Origin of the sequence: Halorubrum sp. Ea8 (assembly GCF_002252925.1) — an archaeon.
Classification (GTDB): Archaea; Halobacteriota; Halobacteria; order Halobacteriales; family Haloferacaceae; genus Halorubrum.
On the sequence record NZ_NHPF01000085.1, the window covers coordinates 21,170 to 37,844 of the forward strand.

Below are 16,675 nucleotides of genomic sequence, written 5' to 3' on the forward strand. Positions count from 1 at the left end.
CCAGCCGCCTCATCGCTAGCGGGTGGACGCACGAGACGGACGCCACGCTCGCGGCCCTGTCCGGTGGATTGTGGACGCGGCACTCGGGAGTGATCGTTGGCTGGCATCACTCGGATGGCTCCCAACAGTTGACCACCGCGATGAGCCGCCGGAGTAGCTGCCGGATGTACTGCCGTAGCGTTCGCGAGTCTGGATCGACACCGCGGGCAGTCCGGAGTGCGGCCGCAATCTTGGGGTGGCAAGTCTCCTCGATCGCCATCGTGGCCTGCAACAGGGCCGCGTTGACAGCGCCCGGATTGTGAGCGTCGCTCGCAGTGAGGGCACGACGAAGGTGCGCGATCGTCGCGCGCACGGTGTCCACGTCTACTGCTTGCTTCGGCGTGGGTGGGTGTGGACGATGGCGGCCGGTCGTCGTGTTCCGACGGTCGTCGACGAAGTGTGGCGGCGACATCAGTCGTCACCCTCCACCGTTGGTTGATGGCCACCGACGGTCACCTGTGTCCGGGCTGTCCGGCGCTGTTGCCGCTGGGTCGCCGTCGGCACGACCTGCTCGGCGAGTGGTGTCTCGGGCGGCAGCCAGCGGATCGTCGTCGTCGCTGGCGCGCTCACGCCCACGGGGACCGGGTCGATGAGAATCGGCCACGTCGATTGGGTCGCCGCGTCAGAGGCGACACCGATGCGCCCGGTGACCATCAGTTCGTGGACACCGAGGGTGAACACCGCTTGCTGGCGATGTTCGGCGTGTGCGCACACACAGTGGCCGACCTCGTAGATCCGCTGTTCGGCCGGCTTGTGGACGTACGCGACGACGTCGTCGCCTTCGATGAACGACCGACCGCAGTGTTGGCACGTCCTCGACGTGGCTGCGAGCGAGAGCTGATCGAGATCCGTGATGATGTCGCCCGCGGCGGACCTCGCTGCGGGCGCGGTGGCGTGCTGCTCGCTGTCCCGACTCATGGTCCCCGATTCACGCGGGCGAGTGAGTGGCCGCAGCACCAGCCACAGCGCGGGCAGACCCAGCCGTTGACGAACCGGTTGACGAGCCGGTCGCACTGGCGGCATCGCCAGAGTTTCTTCATCACGCGTGGCCCTCCACCGCTTGTCGGACGGTCACGTCGTCGAGGTCACCCGTGAGGGTCTCGCGGGCGTCGAATCGGATAGACGACGGTCGCGTGCGGCTCACGCCGTCTCACCTCTCGCCTGCCACGCGCGGCGCGCTTCCAGGGCGCGTCGGGCCGGCTCGGTGAGGCGGTACTCGTTGGTGCGCTTGTCGCGCGCCCGCTTGGCGACGAGGTCGCACTCGACGAGCTCGTCGAGGTTCTGGTAGAGGCGGCTGTGGTTGAGTTCATCGCCGTAGTAATCGGCGAGATCCGCCTTCAGCGAGAGTCCCTTGCGGGCGTCGTCGTGGGAGAGCGCCCACAGGAGGTCGCGCTGGAAGGCGGTGAGACCGGCTAGGGTGTCGCCTGTGGCGGTCCCGCTCTCACCGGTGTCGACGCTACTCACCGCGCACCCCGTGCACGTCGCTGCGGAGGTCGCCGAACGCGGACGCGCACTCCTTGCAAAGCGCGCCGCCGAACGCCGCGTCGTAGCCGTCAGCCGGCGCTTCGCAGAGACAGCAGCCGCCGTTTCGTCCGCTCAGTTCGTCAGCCGTCGCGCAGGGCTTAAGCCCCGCAGTTGCCTTCGTTGGCATGGTTCTGTGGTTTCAGCACAGAACCCGACCCGGTCGGGTGTGCCAGCACCGCGACCGGGATCCTACATTTTCTCACTAGCCGAGGATTCATCACTCGGGCTCCGTGGTTGCTTCCTTTATCGCTTGTAACTTATAAGTTCGGATGTAACTAGACAGAATGATATATTCTATATGGAACTATTCGGACCTATTACAGCCCCTCCGGTACATATGAAACGCATGTTGCGGCACTCTGGCGACTGGATGACTCTACTTGACGATCGGATCTTGGAGTACCTACACGAGAACGAAGCTGCGTCTCCCACTGAAATGATGAAAGGTGGCCCAATCAATTTCAGTCGAGCCTATATCGGACGTCGATGTAAGAAATTAAAAGAAGAAGGCCTTTTGCGGGAAATTAGCGATGCAACATACGTCATCACTGATGATGGTGAGTCGTATCTCGAAGGCCGACTCGACACTGAAAACTGGCGCTACATCGACGACGACGCCAGCGATGTCAATGCCACCGACACCGGTGACGTTTCAGGAGAGTCCAATGGGGGCGCAAGCTGAATGCGGTCGTACGCCCCGTGGATTGTCCAGTTTGACGAGCGAATTCTAGAGCAACTGGCTTCCGATGACGACGTGACCTCTTGGGAGATTGGCTTCGACCTCACCGGCACCGTTAGCCCCGGTCGCGTCACCGAGCGCTGTAAGGTGTTGCTCGACGCCGGACTCGTCGATCGCTACGAACGCAAAATCGTCGACGGCCGCTTCGAGACCTACTGGTCGATCACGACATGGGGCCAGCTGTACCTGAGTGAGGAAGTCAACCCCGGACTCGACGTTCCCGAGCCGGGTCCTCGGCCGCCGCATGCTACTCGGCCGGGTTGGTGGGCGGGGTTCTGAGGATGTTGCGGGGTTCTGAAACTGTAGGGGAGAGATCGGAACGATGAGTGAGGCTACAGAAGGAAAGTGCGGGTACACGTGGCCAGAGGATCACGAAGTAGGTGATCATCCGAGACACCAGAGTTGCTGCTGGCGTGATGTCTACAAGAACTCAGATCAATGTGTTTGGCACGCCGAACTGGACAAGGCAGGTGAAAGGCCCATGAACGCGTTGCGGCAATCTTTAGTTGACACCGAGGTCAGAGAGCAGACACAGCCAGGTGGTGAATTACTCGACGGAGCAGTGCTGACCGGAATCAAATTTGACGACATCTTTTCATTACGTGGATATTACCTCCGAGATACAGATTTCTCTAAAACGGACCTCTCTCAAGTTAGTCTCAATAACGCTAACCTCACCGGCGCTAACCTCTTCAATGCTGACCTCACAAACGGCTACCTCTGGGATGTCAATTTCACTGATGCTTACCTATTCAACGTAGCCCTCACCGACGCTTATCTTTTTAATACCGACTTCATCGATGCCGACCTCACCAGCGCCGATCTTAGAGATGCTGATCTACCGAATACTGAATTCACAGGCGCCGATCTCACTAGCTCCGACCTCTCTGGCACCGATTTAACAGATGCCCGCCTTCGTTGGGCATCACTCGCAGATGTAACCGCCATCCGTGCGAATTTTACCGACACAGACCTTCTCGGGGTTGACCTAGAAGGTGCCTCTTTGAACGATAGTCAATTTGATGGCGCCGCTCTCACAGGCGCACGTTTGTACGATACGAAGCCACAAGGCGTGTCGATCAACGATCAGACGGTCTTCAGCGATCAGACTGTGTACGCACGGGAGGCCGACCCCTGCGATCCGTGGCATCCTCTCGACGGAGAGACGACTACCCCAATATCACTCCGAGACAAGATCGCTCTCGCAGTGCGGAGCGGTCAGGTGCTTCAGTCGCGCTATCGCAGTGCCGACGCGAATCCGCCCTCAGGGTCCATCGCGAAGGTCCGACAGGCAGTCAAACGATTCCGACGCCATCGTAACCTCAATACAGAGGACCGGCGAGAAGTCGGCGATCGACTGAAGAAAGCGACCAGCGTGTACCGCATCCGGCAGCGCCTCCAGCGCGAGAACAGCCGCCCACGTGACGTTGCTCAGCCTTACGTGAGAGAGCAGCACTCCCGCCGAAAGCGCGCCTTCGCAACGCGCTCATACTGGGAGTGGTTTAAGCACGCAACCTATCGGTGGGTCATGCTCTACGGCGAGAGCCCCGCCCGCGTCGTCGGCACCTCGATCGCGGCCGTCGCCGTCTTCGCGGCGATCTACTCGATCGTCGGCGGGATCGTGATCGGTGGCGAGACGCCCGACCTTATCGGTTACATCTACTTCAGCGCCGTCACCTTCTCGACGCTCGGCTACGGCGGCATCGAACCGACCACGACGACGACACAGCTGCTCGCGAGTGTTCAGTCGCTTATCGGTGGGATTCTGATCGCGCTACTCGTCGCCGTCTTTGGGCGGAGGGCGCTTCGGTAGGGTGGTCGGTGAGTGAGTTGAGATTTATACCGCACATGCAGTTGTATTTCACACTGGGGTGAGAAAATGTGTCATATTACACATCTATTAATGTAGGATTAAGTTTATGTTCTGTCAATGACTTGTGCGATAGTAGTGACTAAGCGAGATGATTCCCTGTGAGTGGAATAATACCATTTGTACAGGATGAGAGTGCAGGTTACGGAGTTCTGACACTCTACACAATGGCCGTAATGTATAAATTTGTAACAGGTCCAGCAGACTCTGTATTTGCGTATGGAATTCTGTTATTCTCGTTTGGCCCAGCACTTGTGATTTATGAGATTTCCGAAGAGTTCACGACAGAAATCATCAAAGGAGTATTTGAGCAGCATATTGCGATTTTACGGATGGAGCTTGAGCTTGAGCACGGTGGCGAGTTTGATGACTGGTACTCCGGAGATGCCGAGTCTAAAATAGATGATTTAGATCAGAACGCGAAACAGGAAGTCGTAACTGCATTATGCTGTCTAACGATCGGGATTACCGCTCCTATCGTCGGGTACTTTTCATACGGATTATTGGGGTTGGGTGCCGGATTTTCGCTCTTGATTCTGATGGTAGCAGTCTCGTTGTACTCGGCCAACGAAGTGAAAGGTGCGATTGAACGAACATACAAAGTTGTTAACAATGAAAATTAGTGGATTCAAAATCGACGATTTCGCGAAGGACATCTACACAGAAGACCAATCACCAGAAGCGCACAATCTTAATGGAGGGAATCTGCTCATTCACGGACCAAACACCAGTGGTAAAAGTCTCACGTTTAATGCCATTCAGTATGCTATTCTTGGGGTTCACCAAAGGCTTGGAGTCCGTCCCGGAGGAGGAAACAATGTCACTGTTACATTTGATGATGGTTCCCAGTTTACTCGTGGTGACCCAAAGAGGAAGTATTCAACTGATGGAGATGTGCTGAAAACGAGAGAGGCCGAGGAGGCTCTTAGGAATAAATTAGGGAATATGGATGTTGTTCAAGAGCATTTTCTCCCATCTCATCTTGATCAACTACCCCTAGAGCATTTAGATGGGACGGAGATATTGGATCTAATCTTAGAGGTTACTAACAAAGCCTCTAAGCGGCGTATTGAGGAGATCCGGGATGTAATTGGCCGCTTGGATGAGGATATAATCGAGAAGAGTGACCGAATTTCGCCTCTCAAGAATCGGAAACGCGATCTAGACCGAAATATAAGCAATCTGGAAGGATATCAATCACAGTGGGAGCAAGTTCTCAGCCTATCTCAGAGCGGAGAGCTTGAAGTGATCTCTGAAAAACTCTCCAGGAAAGAGGACATACACAAGAGGTTAAGCGAACTATCCTCAAAGAAGCGGGGCTTAGATAGGAAGATCAATCAGAAAGAAGAGCAGAAAGATGAAATTCAGCGATACCAATCAAACATAGAGGACATAATCATAGAAGCGCTCAAAGAATTTGTCTGTCCCGTCTGCGACCAGCGCGTCTCCTCAAATACTGGAAAGAAACGCTTGGACAACTCTGAGTGCCCGTTCTGCGGTGAGAATCATTCCATTGAATCGCTGAAAACGCATCTTAAGGAAAAGAAGTCAGAGAATGAAGGGGAACCTGAGCGACTTGCTACGGAGATATCCGAACATCAGGCAGAGCTCAACGATATCGAGGCCAAGATATCTGACTTGGAATCCGAAATTCCAGAAATTTCAAAGCTCAACTCTTTGGTTGTTGATCGGCTAGATGATGGGAAAACCGTGAGTGAAATTGAGCGAGAAGCAGAAAAGGAACTTGAGGGGCTCGGAGATGAGCTTAACGAAAAGAGGGAGGAACTGGAACACATAGAATCAGAACTTATAGATATAGAAGACAGTGTCTCCGAACTAGAAGATAAAAAAGAAGAATTGAGATCCGAATTAGAACAACTGGAGTCTGGAAGCTACGATTCCGCTATTCTGACCTTCGAAGAGACGTGGACCAAGCACTTTCGGGAGTTATCAGATGAACCAGAGATAGAATTACAGGTAAACAGGGACAGCGGAGCTATTGCCTTACCAAGTAGTAGTGATGAACGGCGTCTCTATGATAGGCGCGGAGATCTAAGTGACTCCGAACTCCAACTACTCAATTTGTCATTTATTTTAGCTCTTAATGAGCATGGAAACCGTACTTCTGCAATAAATTGGGGGACGATGGTGCTTGACGAACCGTTTTCTAATTTAGACGCCGAAAGGAGGGAGTCATCACTATCTCATCTTGTAAAGTCTGACCCACAGATTATCTTGACATCCTCTGATTCTGCTGTTATTAATAGATTCGAACAACACGAAAAATTAGAACTCAAACATTCATCTTCCAAACAGACCACCTTTTCCGACCAGGAGTGGGGAGCATGACTGACGGATCTGACGAGACTCTTCCGGAAGAAGAAGCAGCGCTACATCCCCGACTGTGGATGGTCGACGAGTTCGATGGGGAAATTGACGGTCAATTAAAATTCCACAAATCGCTCGTACAGTTCCGCAACAATACGGATATGGAAAAAGATGACTGGCCGTTTATTCGCGCATATCGGGGTCCTATGGATCAGGGCTTTTCCAGCATATTGGAGTCATATGACGACCTCGAGCTAGTCTATAGAGAGAAGGACGGGGAAATCCACATCTACAGGGAAACAGACAAAGGGAATCGATTCGTTAGAGGGTTAAAAAATGGACTTCGTATATTGAAGAAAGATCAAACAGAAGAGAGAGAAACTCAACTAGAACTCGTAGCTAAAGCTAACAAAGATAGAATCGGAAGTGAAATTGAACAGGATGATGATATTCAAGAACTGAAGGATGCACCGATAGGTACCGAGGTGTAAATTGCGTAAGTTAACTTCTTAGACAAGCAGTTGACCCCTCTCACCCAATCAGATCTCATTTTGATCTTGATCTGCTCTCGCTTGTGCTTCGCGTTGCCATTGTCGACGATTTCGTAACTGAACACCAGCCCCGCGTCCCGATTCTGATACTGCCGATTGAGGGGCTTCTCCCAATCTGATAGCGTTCGTTATTTACGACAGGTACCACTTCCACTTTCACCATCCATCCACGGCTCACCCCTTTTACGGATCTGTCCATCCACGATACCATGCACTCTCGTTCCCCACGACCGACCGCCGATCTCCCGGACCTCGCGCCGGGCGTCACGCTCGTCGACGTCGACGACGACCTCGGTGTCACACCCGTCCAGGCGCTCCTTCTCGACCGGGTACTCAGTAGCGCGGGGCCGGCGTTCTGGGTCGACGGCGCGAACAACGCGAAGACGACTCCCTCCGCGAGCTCATCCCGGCCGATCGCGTCCTCGACCGCATCGAAGTGGCTCGCGGGTTCACGGCCCATCCGCACACGTCGCTCCTCGATCGGCTGGCCGCCCGAGAGTCGCCATCAGTCATATTCATGACCGGCCTCGTGGGATCGCTCGTCAGACGAGGGCCGGGGCGACGCCGAGGAGGGCGGTTCCGAGAAGGACCGCGCCGTATCCGGTAGCGACGAGGAATACCGCGCGTCGCGGATGGTCGAAAAGGCCCCGGCGGTGTCCGACAGCCGCGAGGTAGCCAGTCAGCGGCAACAGCTGGAGAGCGTGGAGGCCAACGAAGTGGGCGAGGCGGAGGTCTCCGACGAGCTGCCACCCGACGACCGGGACCGTCGGCTCCGTCGTCTCGACGACCCGTGACTGGATCGCGATCATCGCCGCTCCTTCGAACGCGCCGACGACGAACCACCCGATGCCGAGGAGGATGCCCGCGGCGAACGCCGGGTGGACATCGAACTCGTTGTTGCGCGCCCGGACCGCCAGCGCTGCGACCGCGACGGTGACGACGACGATTGTGACGCCCATCACTCCCCCGACAACCCCGTCGAGGACCGTCGTCTGATTGAAGTGGGACCCAACGCCCCGCGCGGCCTGTCCGCCGATGAGGGCGATTTCAATGAGGAGACCGACCCCGACGACCCGGGAGACGCGGCGGCGAAAGTCCGGGTCGACCGGGAGGTGGACACCGAGCCAGCCGAGCGTCGCGCACACGAGTGCGATCGAGCCGGCGAACTTCGTCGGCTTGAGCCACGCCGGTTCCCCGTTGACGACCGTTGGGTCGAAGACGATGCCGACGGCGAAGGCACCAAATAGGACAGCGTTGATCGCGGCCACGGCGGACAAAACCGGATCGCGGCGTCGCAGCTCTCGGATCGACGTGGCGATCGTTCGCGCCATTGCCCGCAACTTCGTCCGTCCGCTCGTGGCCGCAGCGGCCGACTCGGAGTTCATACTACAGTGTTGCCGGGCGATTCATGTGTGCGTGACCCCAACATGTTGGTATCTGCCCGAAGCGGCGGTGACCAGCATGATCGACGCTCGGTTCCGCATTCGCCTCCCGGCGGACCTGTACATCGCCGACCTGTCGGAGGCGTTTCCCGACGCGACCTTTCGCCTGCTCTCCGGCGTCCGCAGCGGCGCCACCGCGAAGGAACTCGGTGAGGTGCTGACTCGGACTCCGGAGTCGGTCGCGGCGGCGTTTCGCGAGCACGATGCGATCGACGCGTACGAGGTGTTGGAACGCACCGACGATCGGCTCCTCACGACGTACGAGACGACCGACGTCGACCTCTACGCCTTCGTCGAAGCCGGAGGGTTCCCGCCCGAGTTTCCGATCGAAGTGCGGAACGGGTTCTACGAGTTCGACTTGACCGGCACTCGCGGGGAGTTCGACCAGCTCCGAAAGACGCTGGAAGCGAGCGGTACCGAGTACGAGCTCCTCTCGAAGGTGAACAAGAAGCGGTCGGACCGACTCCTCACACGCCGACAAGAGGAGCTCCTCGCCGCCGGCCTCAGAGAGGGTTACTTCGAGGTCCCGCGAGGGTGCACGCTGGCGGATCTCGCCGACGTGGTCGGCGTGGACAAGTCGACCGCGAGCGGAATCGTCCGCCGAGCGCAGGCGCGGCTTATTGCGTGGTACCTGACCGACGTAAACGTCGAATGACGAGCGGGTGGGTTCGGCATAATTCTTTGGACTGATCGAAAACACACCGCCTCACTCTTCATCCTTATCTGAACACCGCCCACGTTGTTTTTAGAGGATTATTATATGTATAAATATCAATAAAAATATGCTCCCCGACGATACAGTTCACGTATGCACGTCCTCCTCCCGTTCGACATCGTTCCGGTGGACAGTCGGGTGCCACAGTCGGCCTTCGGCTTCTCGCCGACAAGCGAACGTGCCGTCAACTACGCCCTCGAAACGTTCGGAACTCACGACCAGTTGGAGGTGACGGCGATCCACCTCTCGGCGGACTCGATCGATCTCGAGGAGAACATCGGCGCAGCGGACATCAGACGACTGGCCGAGGAGTTGGACGTGTCGGTCGAGGTGTCGATCGAGTCGGTGACGGACGTCGGCTCGATGGCCGAGGTCCGCCAACGGATCCTGTCGATCGTCGAGCGGTCGGACATCGATACGGTCGTCATCGGCTACACCGAGGACTCGTTCATCGACTCCGTGTTCTCGGACAGCACGCCACAACAGATCCTCGAACAGGAACACTGTCCGGTGGTTTTCGTACCGTAGCGCCGGTGGTCCCGCGGATCCCGAACCGGACGGGCCGGGTGACGGGCGCCACCGGCTCCGGCGGATTCCCGATCCGCCAAAATACGATGAATAATTATGTAGGTTCAGTAACGACTTCCGACTGTGACGTATCGAATACTCGTCCCCATCGACGCGAACAAGGAGCGTACGGTAGAACAGACGGATTACGTGCGATCACTGCCGATGGACCGCGACGAAGTCGAGGTCAAGGTGATCCACGTCGACGAGGCCGATTACGAGGGCGCACCGCCGAGGGAGTTCGAGGACATCCCGTCGGCGACCACCGCCGTCGAGGATATCGCCGACGCCGGCTTCCGCTGTGAGGGCGAGAAACTCGAGGGGTTGGTCGCACAGACGATCCTCGAGGCCGCCGAGTCGTTCGACGCCGACGAGATCGTGGTAGCCGGTCGGAAACGGTCGGGCGTTGCGGAAGTCGTGATGGGAAGCGTCACCAGTGACGTCCTCAGGTCGACGGACCGCGCCGTCGTGATCGTCGGGTGAGGTCCGATCCGTGCCCTCGGGATCGGTTTCGGCCGATCGCTGAACGGACGAAATCACGAGCGAAGCCGGACTCCCCTGCCGAGGCGGACGGTCACTCCTCGGCCAACGGCAGTTCCGTGTCGAGTAACGCCGCACTCTCCGTCCAGAGCCGCCGTGCGGCGTCGGGATCCCGGGCGGCGTTCGACGGCGACCGCGGTCGTTGATCCGCGAAGTACCGCCCAGAGACGTCCGCCGTCCGCGGCGAGACGGCGACGAACAGGATCTCCGCGGCGCCGTCGGCGACGGACGTGACCCCGGGAAGCGACTCGAGCCGTTGGAAGAGCCCCGGGAGCGGCCCGGGCAGGAACCGGCTGAAGCCGCTGCCCGGGATCGCGCCGGGATGGATGCTGTTCGACGTCACGTCACGGTCCGCGGCGTCGAGGCGTCTGGCGAGTTCCGACGCGAAGAGGACGTTCGCCAGCTTCGAGTGGCTGTACGCTCGGAAGCCGGTGAACCGGTCATCACCCCGGACCCGCTCCAGGTCCAGCGACGCCCCCTCGTGTGCGCCGGAGGCGGTCGTGACGACGCGAGCGCCCTCGCGGAGGTGGTCGAGCAGTTCGGCCGTGAGCAGGTACGGCGAGAGGTGGTTGACGTGGAACGTGTACTCGATCCCGGCGTCGGTGGTCGCCCCGTTCCTGAAGAGTCCACCGGCGTTGTTGACGAGGAGGTCGATTCCGTCGGTCTCCTCGCGGACGTCGGCCGCGAGTTCCCTGACCGCGTCGACGCTCGCGAAGTCGGCTCGGAGGAAGCCGGCGTCGACCCCGCTTCGAGTAAGCTCGTCGACCACCGCCCTGCCCGCCTCCGCGTCGCGGCCGTGAACGATGACATCGGCGCCGAGCCGGCCGAGCGCCAGTGCCGCCGCGCGACCGATCCCGCTCGTCGACCCGGTGACGACCGCCTGCAGTCCGGTACAGTCGATGTCCGACACACCAGCGCGGCTCTCCGGGAGATCGCTCATACACCCGATAGGGGCTCGACGATGAAAACAACGGCAGTCCGGTGCGAACGGGGCGGGTCGTCGGCCGATCCGGGCTGGGAAGGTGTCAGGGTTAGATGATGGCATTGTGGAAAGCGCAGTGTGGTGAACAGAGCGGCGATCAGTTCGACGCAACTGAGCAGACATAAGCAACGAAAGCGCAGTGGTTCCGGTAACCGGCGTGATGAATAGTGCGACAGCAGTCTACGAGGCGATCGAGCAGGGATACGAGCCGTACTTCCTCCATACGTCGTACGGGAAGCGCATTGAAGACAAGGCGTACGAGTGTGCGAAAGCGCTTGCTGAAGAGGCTGACGCGGGTGACTTCCTTCATATCGTAACGGGGCATCTCTCACAGATCGGGACATCGAGTCTGACGGACGAAGAGATAGATGTGGCTGACGCCGATATGGAGAGTGACGAAATTCCGACGTCGTACGTCCCATTCAGAGACGCGAATCTATCGTCGATGGCGACATCGTACGCAGAAGCGACCGGTTCGGAGACGCTGTTTATCGGCGCGCGTTCGGATGGTTTCTCCGGGTATCCCGACTGTCGTCCGGCTTTTTTCGACGCCTTTCAGAACGTGATCGATGTCGGGACGAAGCCAGAGACGGAGATAGCGGAGCGTGGCTCGGGACTCGGTGTGCCGTACGAGATGACGTGGTCGTGTTACCGGGACGAGGAGCCTGCGTGTGGGACCTGCGATGCCTGCGCCTTCCGGCTTGAGGCGTTCTGGAACGCCGGGTCTCGCGATCCGGTCGCGTATGCTGAGCGGCCGGAGTTCTCGTAGTTCGTTGCTAGTTGGCTGCGGTTCAGTTCGGGCAGAAAGACCACTCACCAGAGCGTTTCGATACGCCGCTCGATCGCTTCGAACACCGTTGAATAGACATCGAGTGGGTGGAGTGAAGCGAGATCGTAATTTGAGACTTCAGTACTGGTTGGTGGTTCGTGAAAATGGAGTCGGGTGTTGTGTGTGTTTGGATGCCGATCCCAGCGACACTCCCAGTGGGTGTTCTCTCTCCGGGTCTCGACGTAGTGGATGGAAAAATCTCCGGTTGTGAACCATCGAATATCGACTCTGGCGTCAGCGATCGTATCGGGATATCGGTCAGTGTCAAGGGTTGCGGTGAGCAGTCGCGGTTCGTGCGTATTTGGGTCGAACTGGGTGGCAGCAACGAGTTGGTCCGTCGTCAACTGTTTTTCAAGCAGGCGTAACGTTTGTCGATCGGGCGGGCCTGTCGAGTCAGCCGCTGAATCCTCTGGGGGCGGACTCATCTTATGCGGGGATGAGGTGCCCGTCGTTCTGTGAGAGTTGGCGGGCAAGTTCGTATAAGCGAATGTCTCGGATGACCCCCTGCCAGTCGCTTACTGCAGTCATGCGGTCGTGGATCGTCTCGTGATCTTCGGCATCGAACACCGCAACGGTGGCTGGGTCGGTGGTGCCGAATTCGGCTTCGTACTCCGTCCGTCGCTGTTCAAGCGCTTCGACGCGGTCGATAATCGCATCGACAGAGAGATCGGTGGCGATCCGACTCGCCTCTTGCCATTCGAGATACCCATTATTTCGCTCGTACGTGGCCGGACGGCTGCTACGATCAGCGCGGACAATCCCCATCTCCGCGAGGCGATCGAGGTGCTTTTTCGCTGCGTTCGGGGAGCAGTCTGCGAGTTCTGCAACCCTCGTGTACGTCGTCGGTGACGTGAGACCGAGGGCCACATCGTAGACGCGGCCGAAGGTATCGGTTCCGTCTTGCCACCGTGGCGTCTCTGTCGCTGAGTCAGGAGCCGGATCGAATTCGCTCATGAGCGTCTCTACGGAACGAGTATCAATATATGTTTGTATCACTCAAATATCTGTGAGTCTTGTGTCGGTCGAGTTTTTGTCGCTCGGAATTGACGCCCGGCAAGGTTTGTGAGTAGCAATGTGTCTCGCTTCCGGGCGTGGCTTGCTGAACTCGACCTCTGTATCGGTCGGATTGTTACTGACACATGTCGGGGTGTTTGTTGATACCGTGCTGAATAGCGCCGCGGGGAAAGCCGTCTTATTGACCGGGCTCGTATCACCGGTGTCGAATGGGGCAACGAACGCTCGGCGGCGACGACCTCACGCGCTTGCGCGAGACGTATCTCCAGCGGGTCACCGGTGCGCTCCCGAAACAGGCGGCCGAAGCGGGCGACTGGCCGATCCACCGCGACCACTGTTTCGCCCGCGTCGTGTTGGACGGCCTGTTCGAGGGGGTCTGGTACGACCACGTCGACGGCACCCCCGCGTACGAGCAGCTGTCGGCCGACGAACTGCGCGCGGCCATCGCGATCGCCGACCGAATGCTCGAAGAAGGCAAGCCCGCCGTGGAGGCGCTGAATCGGCAGTCGCTTCGGTGGCGGGATCACTAACCGGGACCCGAGCGGCGACCGCGCTACTCGCGGACCACGCTGTCGGTCAGCCAGTGCTCGTCGAGTTCGCCGCGTCGGCGTCGCGACAGCCCGAAAGCGTACGTGACCGTGCGGCCGTCGGGGCCGGTCAGCGTGACGCGTTGTACGGCATCATCGCCGTCGCGCTCGACCGGTCCCGTCGTCGCTTCGACGTGGTCGATCATCGGGGCGTATCGCGGGTTGTGCACCATCTGCCGGAAGCGGTCAAACGGGCCCGTCGCCCGTCTGTTCGCCGGCGATGCGAAGTTGTACGCGACGCCGATGCCGGCGTTCGTGAACGGGTCGTTGTTGGTCGCTAGCGCCTCGAGTTGGATCGCGACCACGCGGTCGGCATCGTACGTCGGGTCTGGCGTCGGGAGCCCGGCTATCGGGTACCGGTCGGACATCTGAGTGTCAGATGTAGGGGCGCGAGCGGCATTAATCGTCCGTTGAGACGGCTCCAGGCGTCGCTTGTCCTCGGCCAGACGATACGAGAGCCGATTATTCGGGACCGTGAGCGACGTCGTCGCGGGCCCTCCGTTCGTCCGGGGCGGAGCGTCGAAACCACTGTTTCGGCTCGGGAACGACGTCCGTGGTGATTCCGATGAGCAGCGCGAAGTACCCGGCGAGGCCTCCGAGCGTCGCCGCGTGTGGCGCGCCGCTTCGACGGCCAACCGACAGGGTCGCGGCAAGGAGCGCGAGCGGCGAGCCGAAGCGGATCGCCGGATGCCGCCAGAGGCGAGTCGTGCGTTCCGGCCACCGCGCGAACGTGACTTCGACGAACACCGCGACGGCCGCACCGCCGAGAAACGGGACCGGGCGAAGCAACGCTCGCGGCGAACGTCCGTCTCGCCGCCCGGTAATCCAAACGGCGAGTGCGACGAGCGCGGCCGAAGCGGCGTCGGTGTGTCGTGTCGACACGGCACACAGTATGTCACCCCGTCGGATACCGATGTCGGTATGGCGATCGGCCCGCGCCGGTGCCGCGCACCGGAGCCGCTAGTGCCGGTATTGATGCCGCGACCGAGCCCGCAGCCGAATCTATCGCGGCTGGTCGTCGCCGACAGCCGCGAGGACGTGGCGGAGTTCTCGGCTGACTGCGTCTGTGGCGGCGGCGATCGAGTCGAAGGTGTCGCTCCCCGCGTCGTCACATCCGCGTTTGCGGACGAGCCGGACGGCCGCGTCGCTCAGGATGTCGGGACGGACAGCGACTTTCGCCGCGGTACAGGGGCTTTCCTCGTCCGAAAGCCGGTACTCAACGATGCCGCCGGGTTCTTCGTTCCGTTCCCAGTCGCCCGGGGCTGCTGGGAGCCTGTCGACCAGCGCCTGCGGATTGGCCGCCGTCTCGACGCTCGTGGTGGACATACCAGTTGTTGGGTCGTCGCGCACATACCGGTGTCGGCGAGTTCGCCGAGCGAGAGCTGCGTTCCGTCCGGCACGTCGGCCTCGGCCGCCCGTGTTTGTCCGCGATGGCTCGGGCGGCGGCGTCGCCGCCGGAGAGCGAGGCGCGTTTCGCAATCGCTTCGCGTCGAAGCTCCCGTGCCGCCTCAGGCCGCCGGTCCTCGTACCGGAACCAGAACTGCTCGCGGCGCGCCTCGAAGCCCACAACCGGGCGCGGATACGTCTGACCCCTCAGACGAACGCGACCGCTTGGAGCGCGAGCAACGGACGCTCTCGCGCAAACAGCACGGGTCGAACAACGACGAGAAGCAACGGCGTCGAGTCGCGGAGTGTCACGCCGACCTGCGACGGAAGCGCCGCGACTTCTTGCACAGGCTCTCGGCGTACTACGCTCAGGAATTCGAGCTTGTAGCGGTCGAAGACCTGAACGTGGAGGGGATGATGGAAGGTCCGTCGAACAGCCGCAACACTGCGTCTGCCGCGTGGCGAACGTTCCTCTCGTTGCTCGAATACAAGTGCGAGCGTGAAGAAACGCACTTCGTCGCGGTCAACCCGAGAGGGACGACCAAGGAGTGCGCGTCGTGCGGCGTTTCGACCGACAAGCCGTTTTGGGTCCGTGAACACTCCTGTCCGTCTTGTGGGTTTGAGGCGGACAGGGACGCGAGCGCGGCGTGGAACATCCTTTCTCGCGGTCTACAAGATGTAGGAGTGGGACACTCCGAATCAACGTCACCAGAAATCGAGGATTTCTGGTTGGCGAACGATTCGCTCGGCGATTCGTCAACGCCTGTGGAGACTGCGCTCCCTGTGGATACGTTCCTATCTGCAAAGCGCGTCGTGGAAACAGGAAGCCCTTCCCTCAAGGAGCGAACGGCGTCAGCCGTGAGCGAGTAGGGGAGGGTAGTTCACAGACGTCTCCTGTCGGGTCGACATGTTGAGCTGTGCCGTCCGGGAGCTGACGCCGCCCCCGACGAAGAGCGCGACGAGCGCGAGCGTCCGCCAGCGGCGAACATCAATAGGAGTCAGAAACTCCCGTGTGACGCCGAACGCTTCCGCAACGTTTTCGACTGAGCGGAGGGCCATAGGTCGGGATACTCAAACTCCATGGTCAGCCCTTCTGGTGGTGGCTTACGGGGCGTCTCTCACGGACGGTTCGACAGCTGTGTCTCACCGGGGTTTCGAATCGGACGATCCCGTCATTTTATGCGTAGGTCTCGCTGACACGTAGAGTGTGGCCCTCCTCGAAGCCCTCCGAGAGGTCTCGTGGCCTCTCCGTGAGCAACCGACACTGTTCGTGACGACGACATTCAGCAGGTTCGACCGAGCTCTCGTCGGGACGGACGGAAACCCGTCCCGGTCAGGCGCAACGACGACCGACCGCGCCGCTCATGCGATCGACAAGCCGCGTCCCTGCCGTTGATGCTGTACACGGTCGTCGGGAGCGGCTTCATCGCTCTCGGTCTCGCGATCGGCTGGTACGGGATCCGGCCGCTTGCGGTCGTACCGAGTGTCCTCCGTGCCACCGTTCGAGACCCGAGCGAGGTGGCCAGCACCGGCTCTTTCGTCGTGTGCCGCGGCGTTGCGAA

Annotated in this window: 24 protein-coding genes and 1 pseudogene; 13 read left to right on the forward strand and 12 right to left on the reverse strand. The window is 59.6% G+C overall.

Annotation, left to right across the window (positions count from 1 at the left end; genetic code table 11):
- Window positions 1–106: 106 nt before the first annotated feature.
- The 4 genes from DJ74_RS09255 to DJ74_RS18695 form a co-directional block, all read right to left on the reverse strand.
- Window positions 107–451: a hypothetical protein gene (locus DJ74_RS09255; protein WP_094557499.1), complete on the reverse strand. Its 345-nt coding sequence runs from the start codon at window positions 449–451 to the stop codon at window positions 107–109.
- Window positions 451–957, reverse strand: coding sequence for a hypothetical protein (locus DJ74_RS09260; RefSeq protein ID WP_094527064.1), 507 nt, complete (start codon window positions 955–957; stop codon window positions 451–453). The genes DJ74_RS09255 and DJ74_RS09260 overlap by 1 nt, the downstream gene beginning before the upstream one ends.
- Before the next feature lie 222 nt (window positions 958–1,179).
- The gene (locus tag DJ74_RS09265) at window positions 1,180–1,503 is read right to left on the reverse strand and encodes a helix-turn-helix transcriptional regulator (RefSeq protein ID WP_094527065.1); all 324 of its coding nucleotides are present in this window, start codon (window positions 1,501–1,503) and stop codon (window positions 1,180–1,182) included.
- Entirely contained in the window at window positions 1,496–1,690 is a 195-nt protein-coding gene (locus tag DJ74_RS18695) for a hypothetical protein (RefSeq protein ID WP_141212688.1), read from the reverse strand. The genes DJ74_RS09265 and DJ74_RS18695 overlap by 8 nt, the downstream gene beginning before the upstream one ends.
- Window positions 1,691–1,909: 219 nt before the next feature.
- On the opposite strand from DJ74_RS18695, the gene DJ74_RS09270 reads away from it, so the two are divergent.
- The 6 genes from DJ74_RS09270 (at window position 1,910) to DJ74_RS09290 (ending at window position 6,991) form a co-directional block, all read left to right on the forward strand.
- Window positions 1,910–2,245, forward strand: a complete 336-nt coding sequence (locus tag DJ74_RS09270) for a winged helix-turn-helix domain-containing protein (RefSeq protein WP_254922156.1) — start codon at window positions 1,910–1,912, stop codon at window positions 2,243–2,245.
- The gene (locus tag DJ74_RS09275) at window positions 2,246–2,581 is read left to right on the forward strand and encodes a helix-turn-helix domain-containing protein (RefSeq protein ID WP_094527066.1); all 336 of its coding nucleotides are present in this window, start codon (window positions 2,246–2,248) and stop codon (window positions 2,579–2,581) included. It begins immediately after the preceding gene.
- A gap of 202 nt (window positions 2,582–2,783) precedes the next feature.
- On the forward strand, window positions 2,784–4,115 hold the full coding sequence (locus DJ74_RS09280) for a pentapeptide repeat-containing protein (protein ID WP_176451334.1): 1,332 nt from the start codon (window positions 2,784–2,786) through the stop codon (window positions 4,113–4,115).
- A 158-nt stretch (window positions 4,116–4,273) separates the two neighbouring features.
- Complete coding sequence (locus DJ74_RS18700; protein ID WP_141212689.1) at window positions 4,274–4,795, forward strand: hypothetical protein; 522 nt, start codon at window positions 4,274–4,276, stop codon at window positions 4,793–4,795.
- The gene (locus tag DJ74_RS09285) at window positions 4,785–6,521 is read left to right on the forward strand and encodes an AAA family ATPase (protein ID WP_094527068.1); all 1,737 of its coding nucleotides are present in this window, start codon (window positions 4,785–4,787) and stop codon (window positions 6,519–6,521) included. The genes DJ74_RS18700 and DJ74_RS09285 overlap by 11 nt, the downstream gene beginning before the upstream one ends.
- A complete protein-coding gene (locus DJ74_RS09290; protein WP_094527079.1) occupies window positions 6,518–6,991 on the forward strand; it encodes a hypothetical protein in 474 nt (157 codons plus the stop codon). The genes DJ74_RS09285 and DJ74_RS09290 overlap by 4 nt, the downstream gene beginning before the upstream one ends.
- Before the next feature lie 602 nt (window positions 6,992–7,593).
- Here the strand turns inward: DJ74_RS09290 and DJ74_RS09300 are convergent.
- Window positions 7,594–8,382 carry a hypothetical protein gene (locus tag DJ74_RS09300; protein WP_094527080.1) on the reverse strand — a complete coding sequence of 263 codons (789 nt, stop codon included), beginning with the start codon at window positions 8,380–8,382 and terminating at the stop codon, window positions 7,594–7,596.
- Between the two features lie 130 nt (window positions 8,383–8,512).
- Here DJ74_RS09300 and DJ74_RS09305 point away from each other — a divergent pair, with 130 nt between their 5' ends.
- From DJ74_RS09305 to DJ74_RS09315, 3 genes are all read left to right on the forward strand, one after another.
- The gene (locus DJ74_RS09305; protein WP_094527069.1) at window positions 8,513–9,148 is read left to right on the forward strand and encodes a helix-turn-helix domain-containing protein; all 636 of its coding nucleotides are present in this window, start codon (window positions 8,513–8,515) and stop codon (window positions 9,146–9,148) included.
- A gap of 153 nt (window positions 9,149–9,301) precedes the next feature.
- The gene (locus tag DJ74_RS09310; protein WP_094524333.1) at window positions 9,302–9,736 is read left to right on the forward strand and encodes a universal stress protein; all 435 of its coding nucleotides are present in this window, start codon (window positions 9,302–9,304) and stop codon (window positions 9,734–9,736) included.
- Between the two features lie 123 nt (window positions 9,737–9,859).
- On the forward strand, window positions 9,860–10,258 hold the full coding sequence (locus DJ74_RS09315) for a universal stress protein (RefSeq protein ID WP_094527070.1): 399 nt from the start codon (window positions 9,860–9,862) through the stop codon (window positions 10,256–10,258).
- A 91-nt stretch (window positions 10,259–10,349) separates the two neighbouring features.
- On the opposite strand, the gene DJ74_RS09320 is transcribed toward DJ74_RS09315, so the two are convergent.
- Window positions 10,350–11,255, reverse strand: a complete 906-nt coding sequence (locus DJ74_RS09320; protein ID WP_094527071.1) for an SDR family NAD(P)-dependent oxidoreductase — start codon at window positions 11,253–11,255, stop codon at window positions 10,350–10,352.
- 163 nt (window positions 11,256–11,418) lie between these two features.
- Here DJ74_RS09320 and DJ74_RS09325 point away from each other — a divergent pair, with 163 nt between their 5' ends.
- A complete protein-coding gene (locus DJ74_RS09325; protein WP_094527072.1) occupies window positions 11,419–12,066 on the forward strand; it encodes a 7-cyano-7-deazaguanine synthase in 648 nt (215 codons plus the stop codon).
- Window positions 12,067–12,110: 44 nt separating this feature from the next.
- On the opposite strand, the gene DJ74_RS20025 is transcribed toward DJ74_RS09325, so the two are convergent.
- Together DJ74_RS20025 and DJ74_RS09335 are read right to left on the reverse strand one after the other, a co-directional pair.
- Window positions 12,111–12,551 carry a hypothetical protein gene (locus DJ74_RS20025; protein ID WP_094527073.1) on the reverse strand — a complete coding sequence of 147 codons (441 nt, stop codon included), beginning with the start codon at window positions 12,549–12,551 and terminating at the stop codon, window positions 12,111–12,113.
- Window position 12,552: 1 nt separating this feature from the next.
- Window positions 12,553–13,080 (reverse strand): helix-turn-helix transcriptional regulator, encoded by a 528-nt coding sequence (locus tag DJ74_RS09335; RefSeq protein ID WP_094524328.1) that lies wholly within the window; start codon window positions 13,078–13,080, stop codon window positions 12,553–12,555.
- 269 nt (window positions 13,081–13,349) lie between these two features.
- On the opposite strand from DJ74_RS09335, the gene DJ74_RS09340 reads away from it, so the two are divergent.
- Window positions 13,350–13,670: a hypothetical protein gene (locus tag DJ74_RS09340; RefSeq protein ID WP_094524327.1), complete on the forward strand. Its 321-nt coding sequence runs from the start codon at window positions 13,350–13,352 to the stop codon at window positions 13,668–13,670.
- Between the two features lie 23 nt (window positions 13,671–13,693).
- On the opposite strand, the gene DJ74_RS09345 is transcribed toward DJ74_RS09340, so the two are convergent.
- The 3 genes from DJ74_RS09345 to DJ74_RS09355 form a co-directional block, all read right to left on the reverse strand.
- The gene (locus DJ74_RS09345) at window positions 13,694–14,095 is read right to left on the reverse strand and encodes a DUF4864 domain-containing protein (protein WP_094527074.1); all 402 of its coding nucleotides are present in this window, start codon (window positions 14,093–14,095) and stop codon (window positions 13,694–13,696) included.
- 94 nt (window positions 14,096–14,189) lie between these two features.
- A complete protein-coding gene (locus DJ74_RS09350) occupies window positions 14,190–14,516 on the reverse strand; it encodes a hypothetical protein (RefSeq protein WP_094527075.1) in 327 nt (108 codons plus the stop codon).
- Window positions 14,517–14,729: 213 nt separating this feature from the next.
- Entirely contained in the window at window positions 14,730–15,053 is a 324-nt protein-coding gene (locus DJ74_RS09355; RefSeq protein ID WP_094527076.1) for a hypothetical protein, read from the reverse strand.
- 261 nt (window positions 15,054–15,314) lie between these two features.
- On the opposite strand from DJ74_RS09355, the pseudogene DJ74_RS09360 reads away from it, so the two are divergent.
- Window positions 15,315–15,983, forward strand: a pseudogene (locus DJ74_RS09360) (RNA-guided endonuclease InsQ/TnpB family protein); the annotation flags it as partial.
- Here the strand turns inward: DJ74_RS09360 and DJ74_RS09365 are convergent.
- A complete protein-coding gene (locus tag DJ74_RS09365) occupies window positions 15,966–16,172 on the reverse strand; it encodes a hypothetical protein (protein WP_094527077.1) in 207 nt (68 codons plus the stop codon). The pseudogene DJ74_RS09360 and the gene DJ74_RS09365 overlap by 18 nt on opposite strands.
- 148 nt (window positions 16,173–16,320) lie before the next feature.
- On the opposite strand from DJ74_RS09365, the gene DJ74_RS19165 reads away from it, so the two are divergent.
- A complete protein-coding gene (locus tag DJ74_RS19165) occupies window positions 16,321–16,509 on the forward strand; it encodes a hypothetical protein (RefSeq protein ID WP_141212005.1) in 189 nt (62 codons plus the stop codon).
- Window positions 16,510–16,675: the final 166 nt, after the last annotated feature.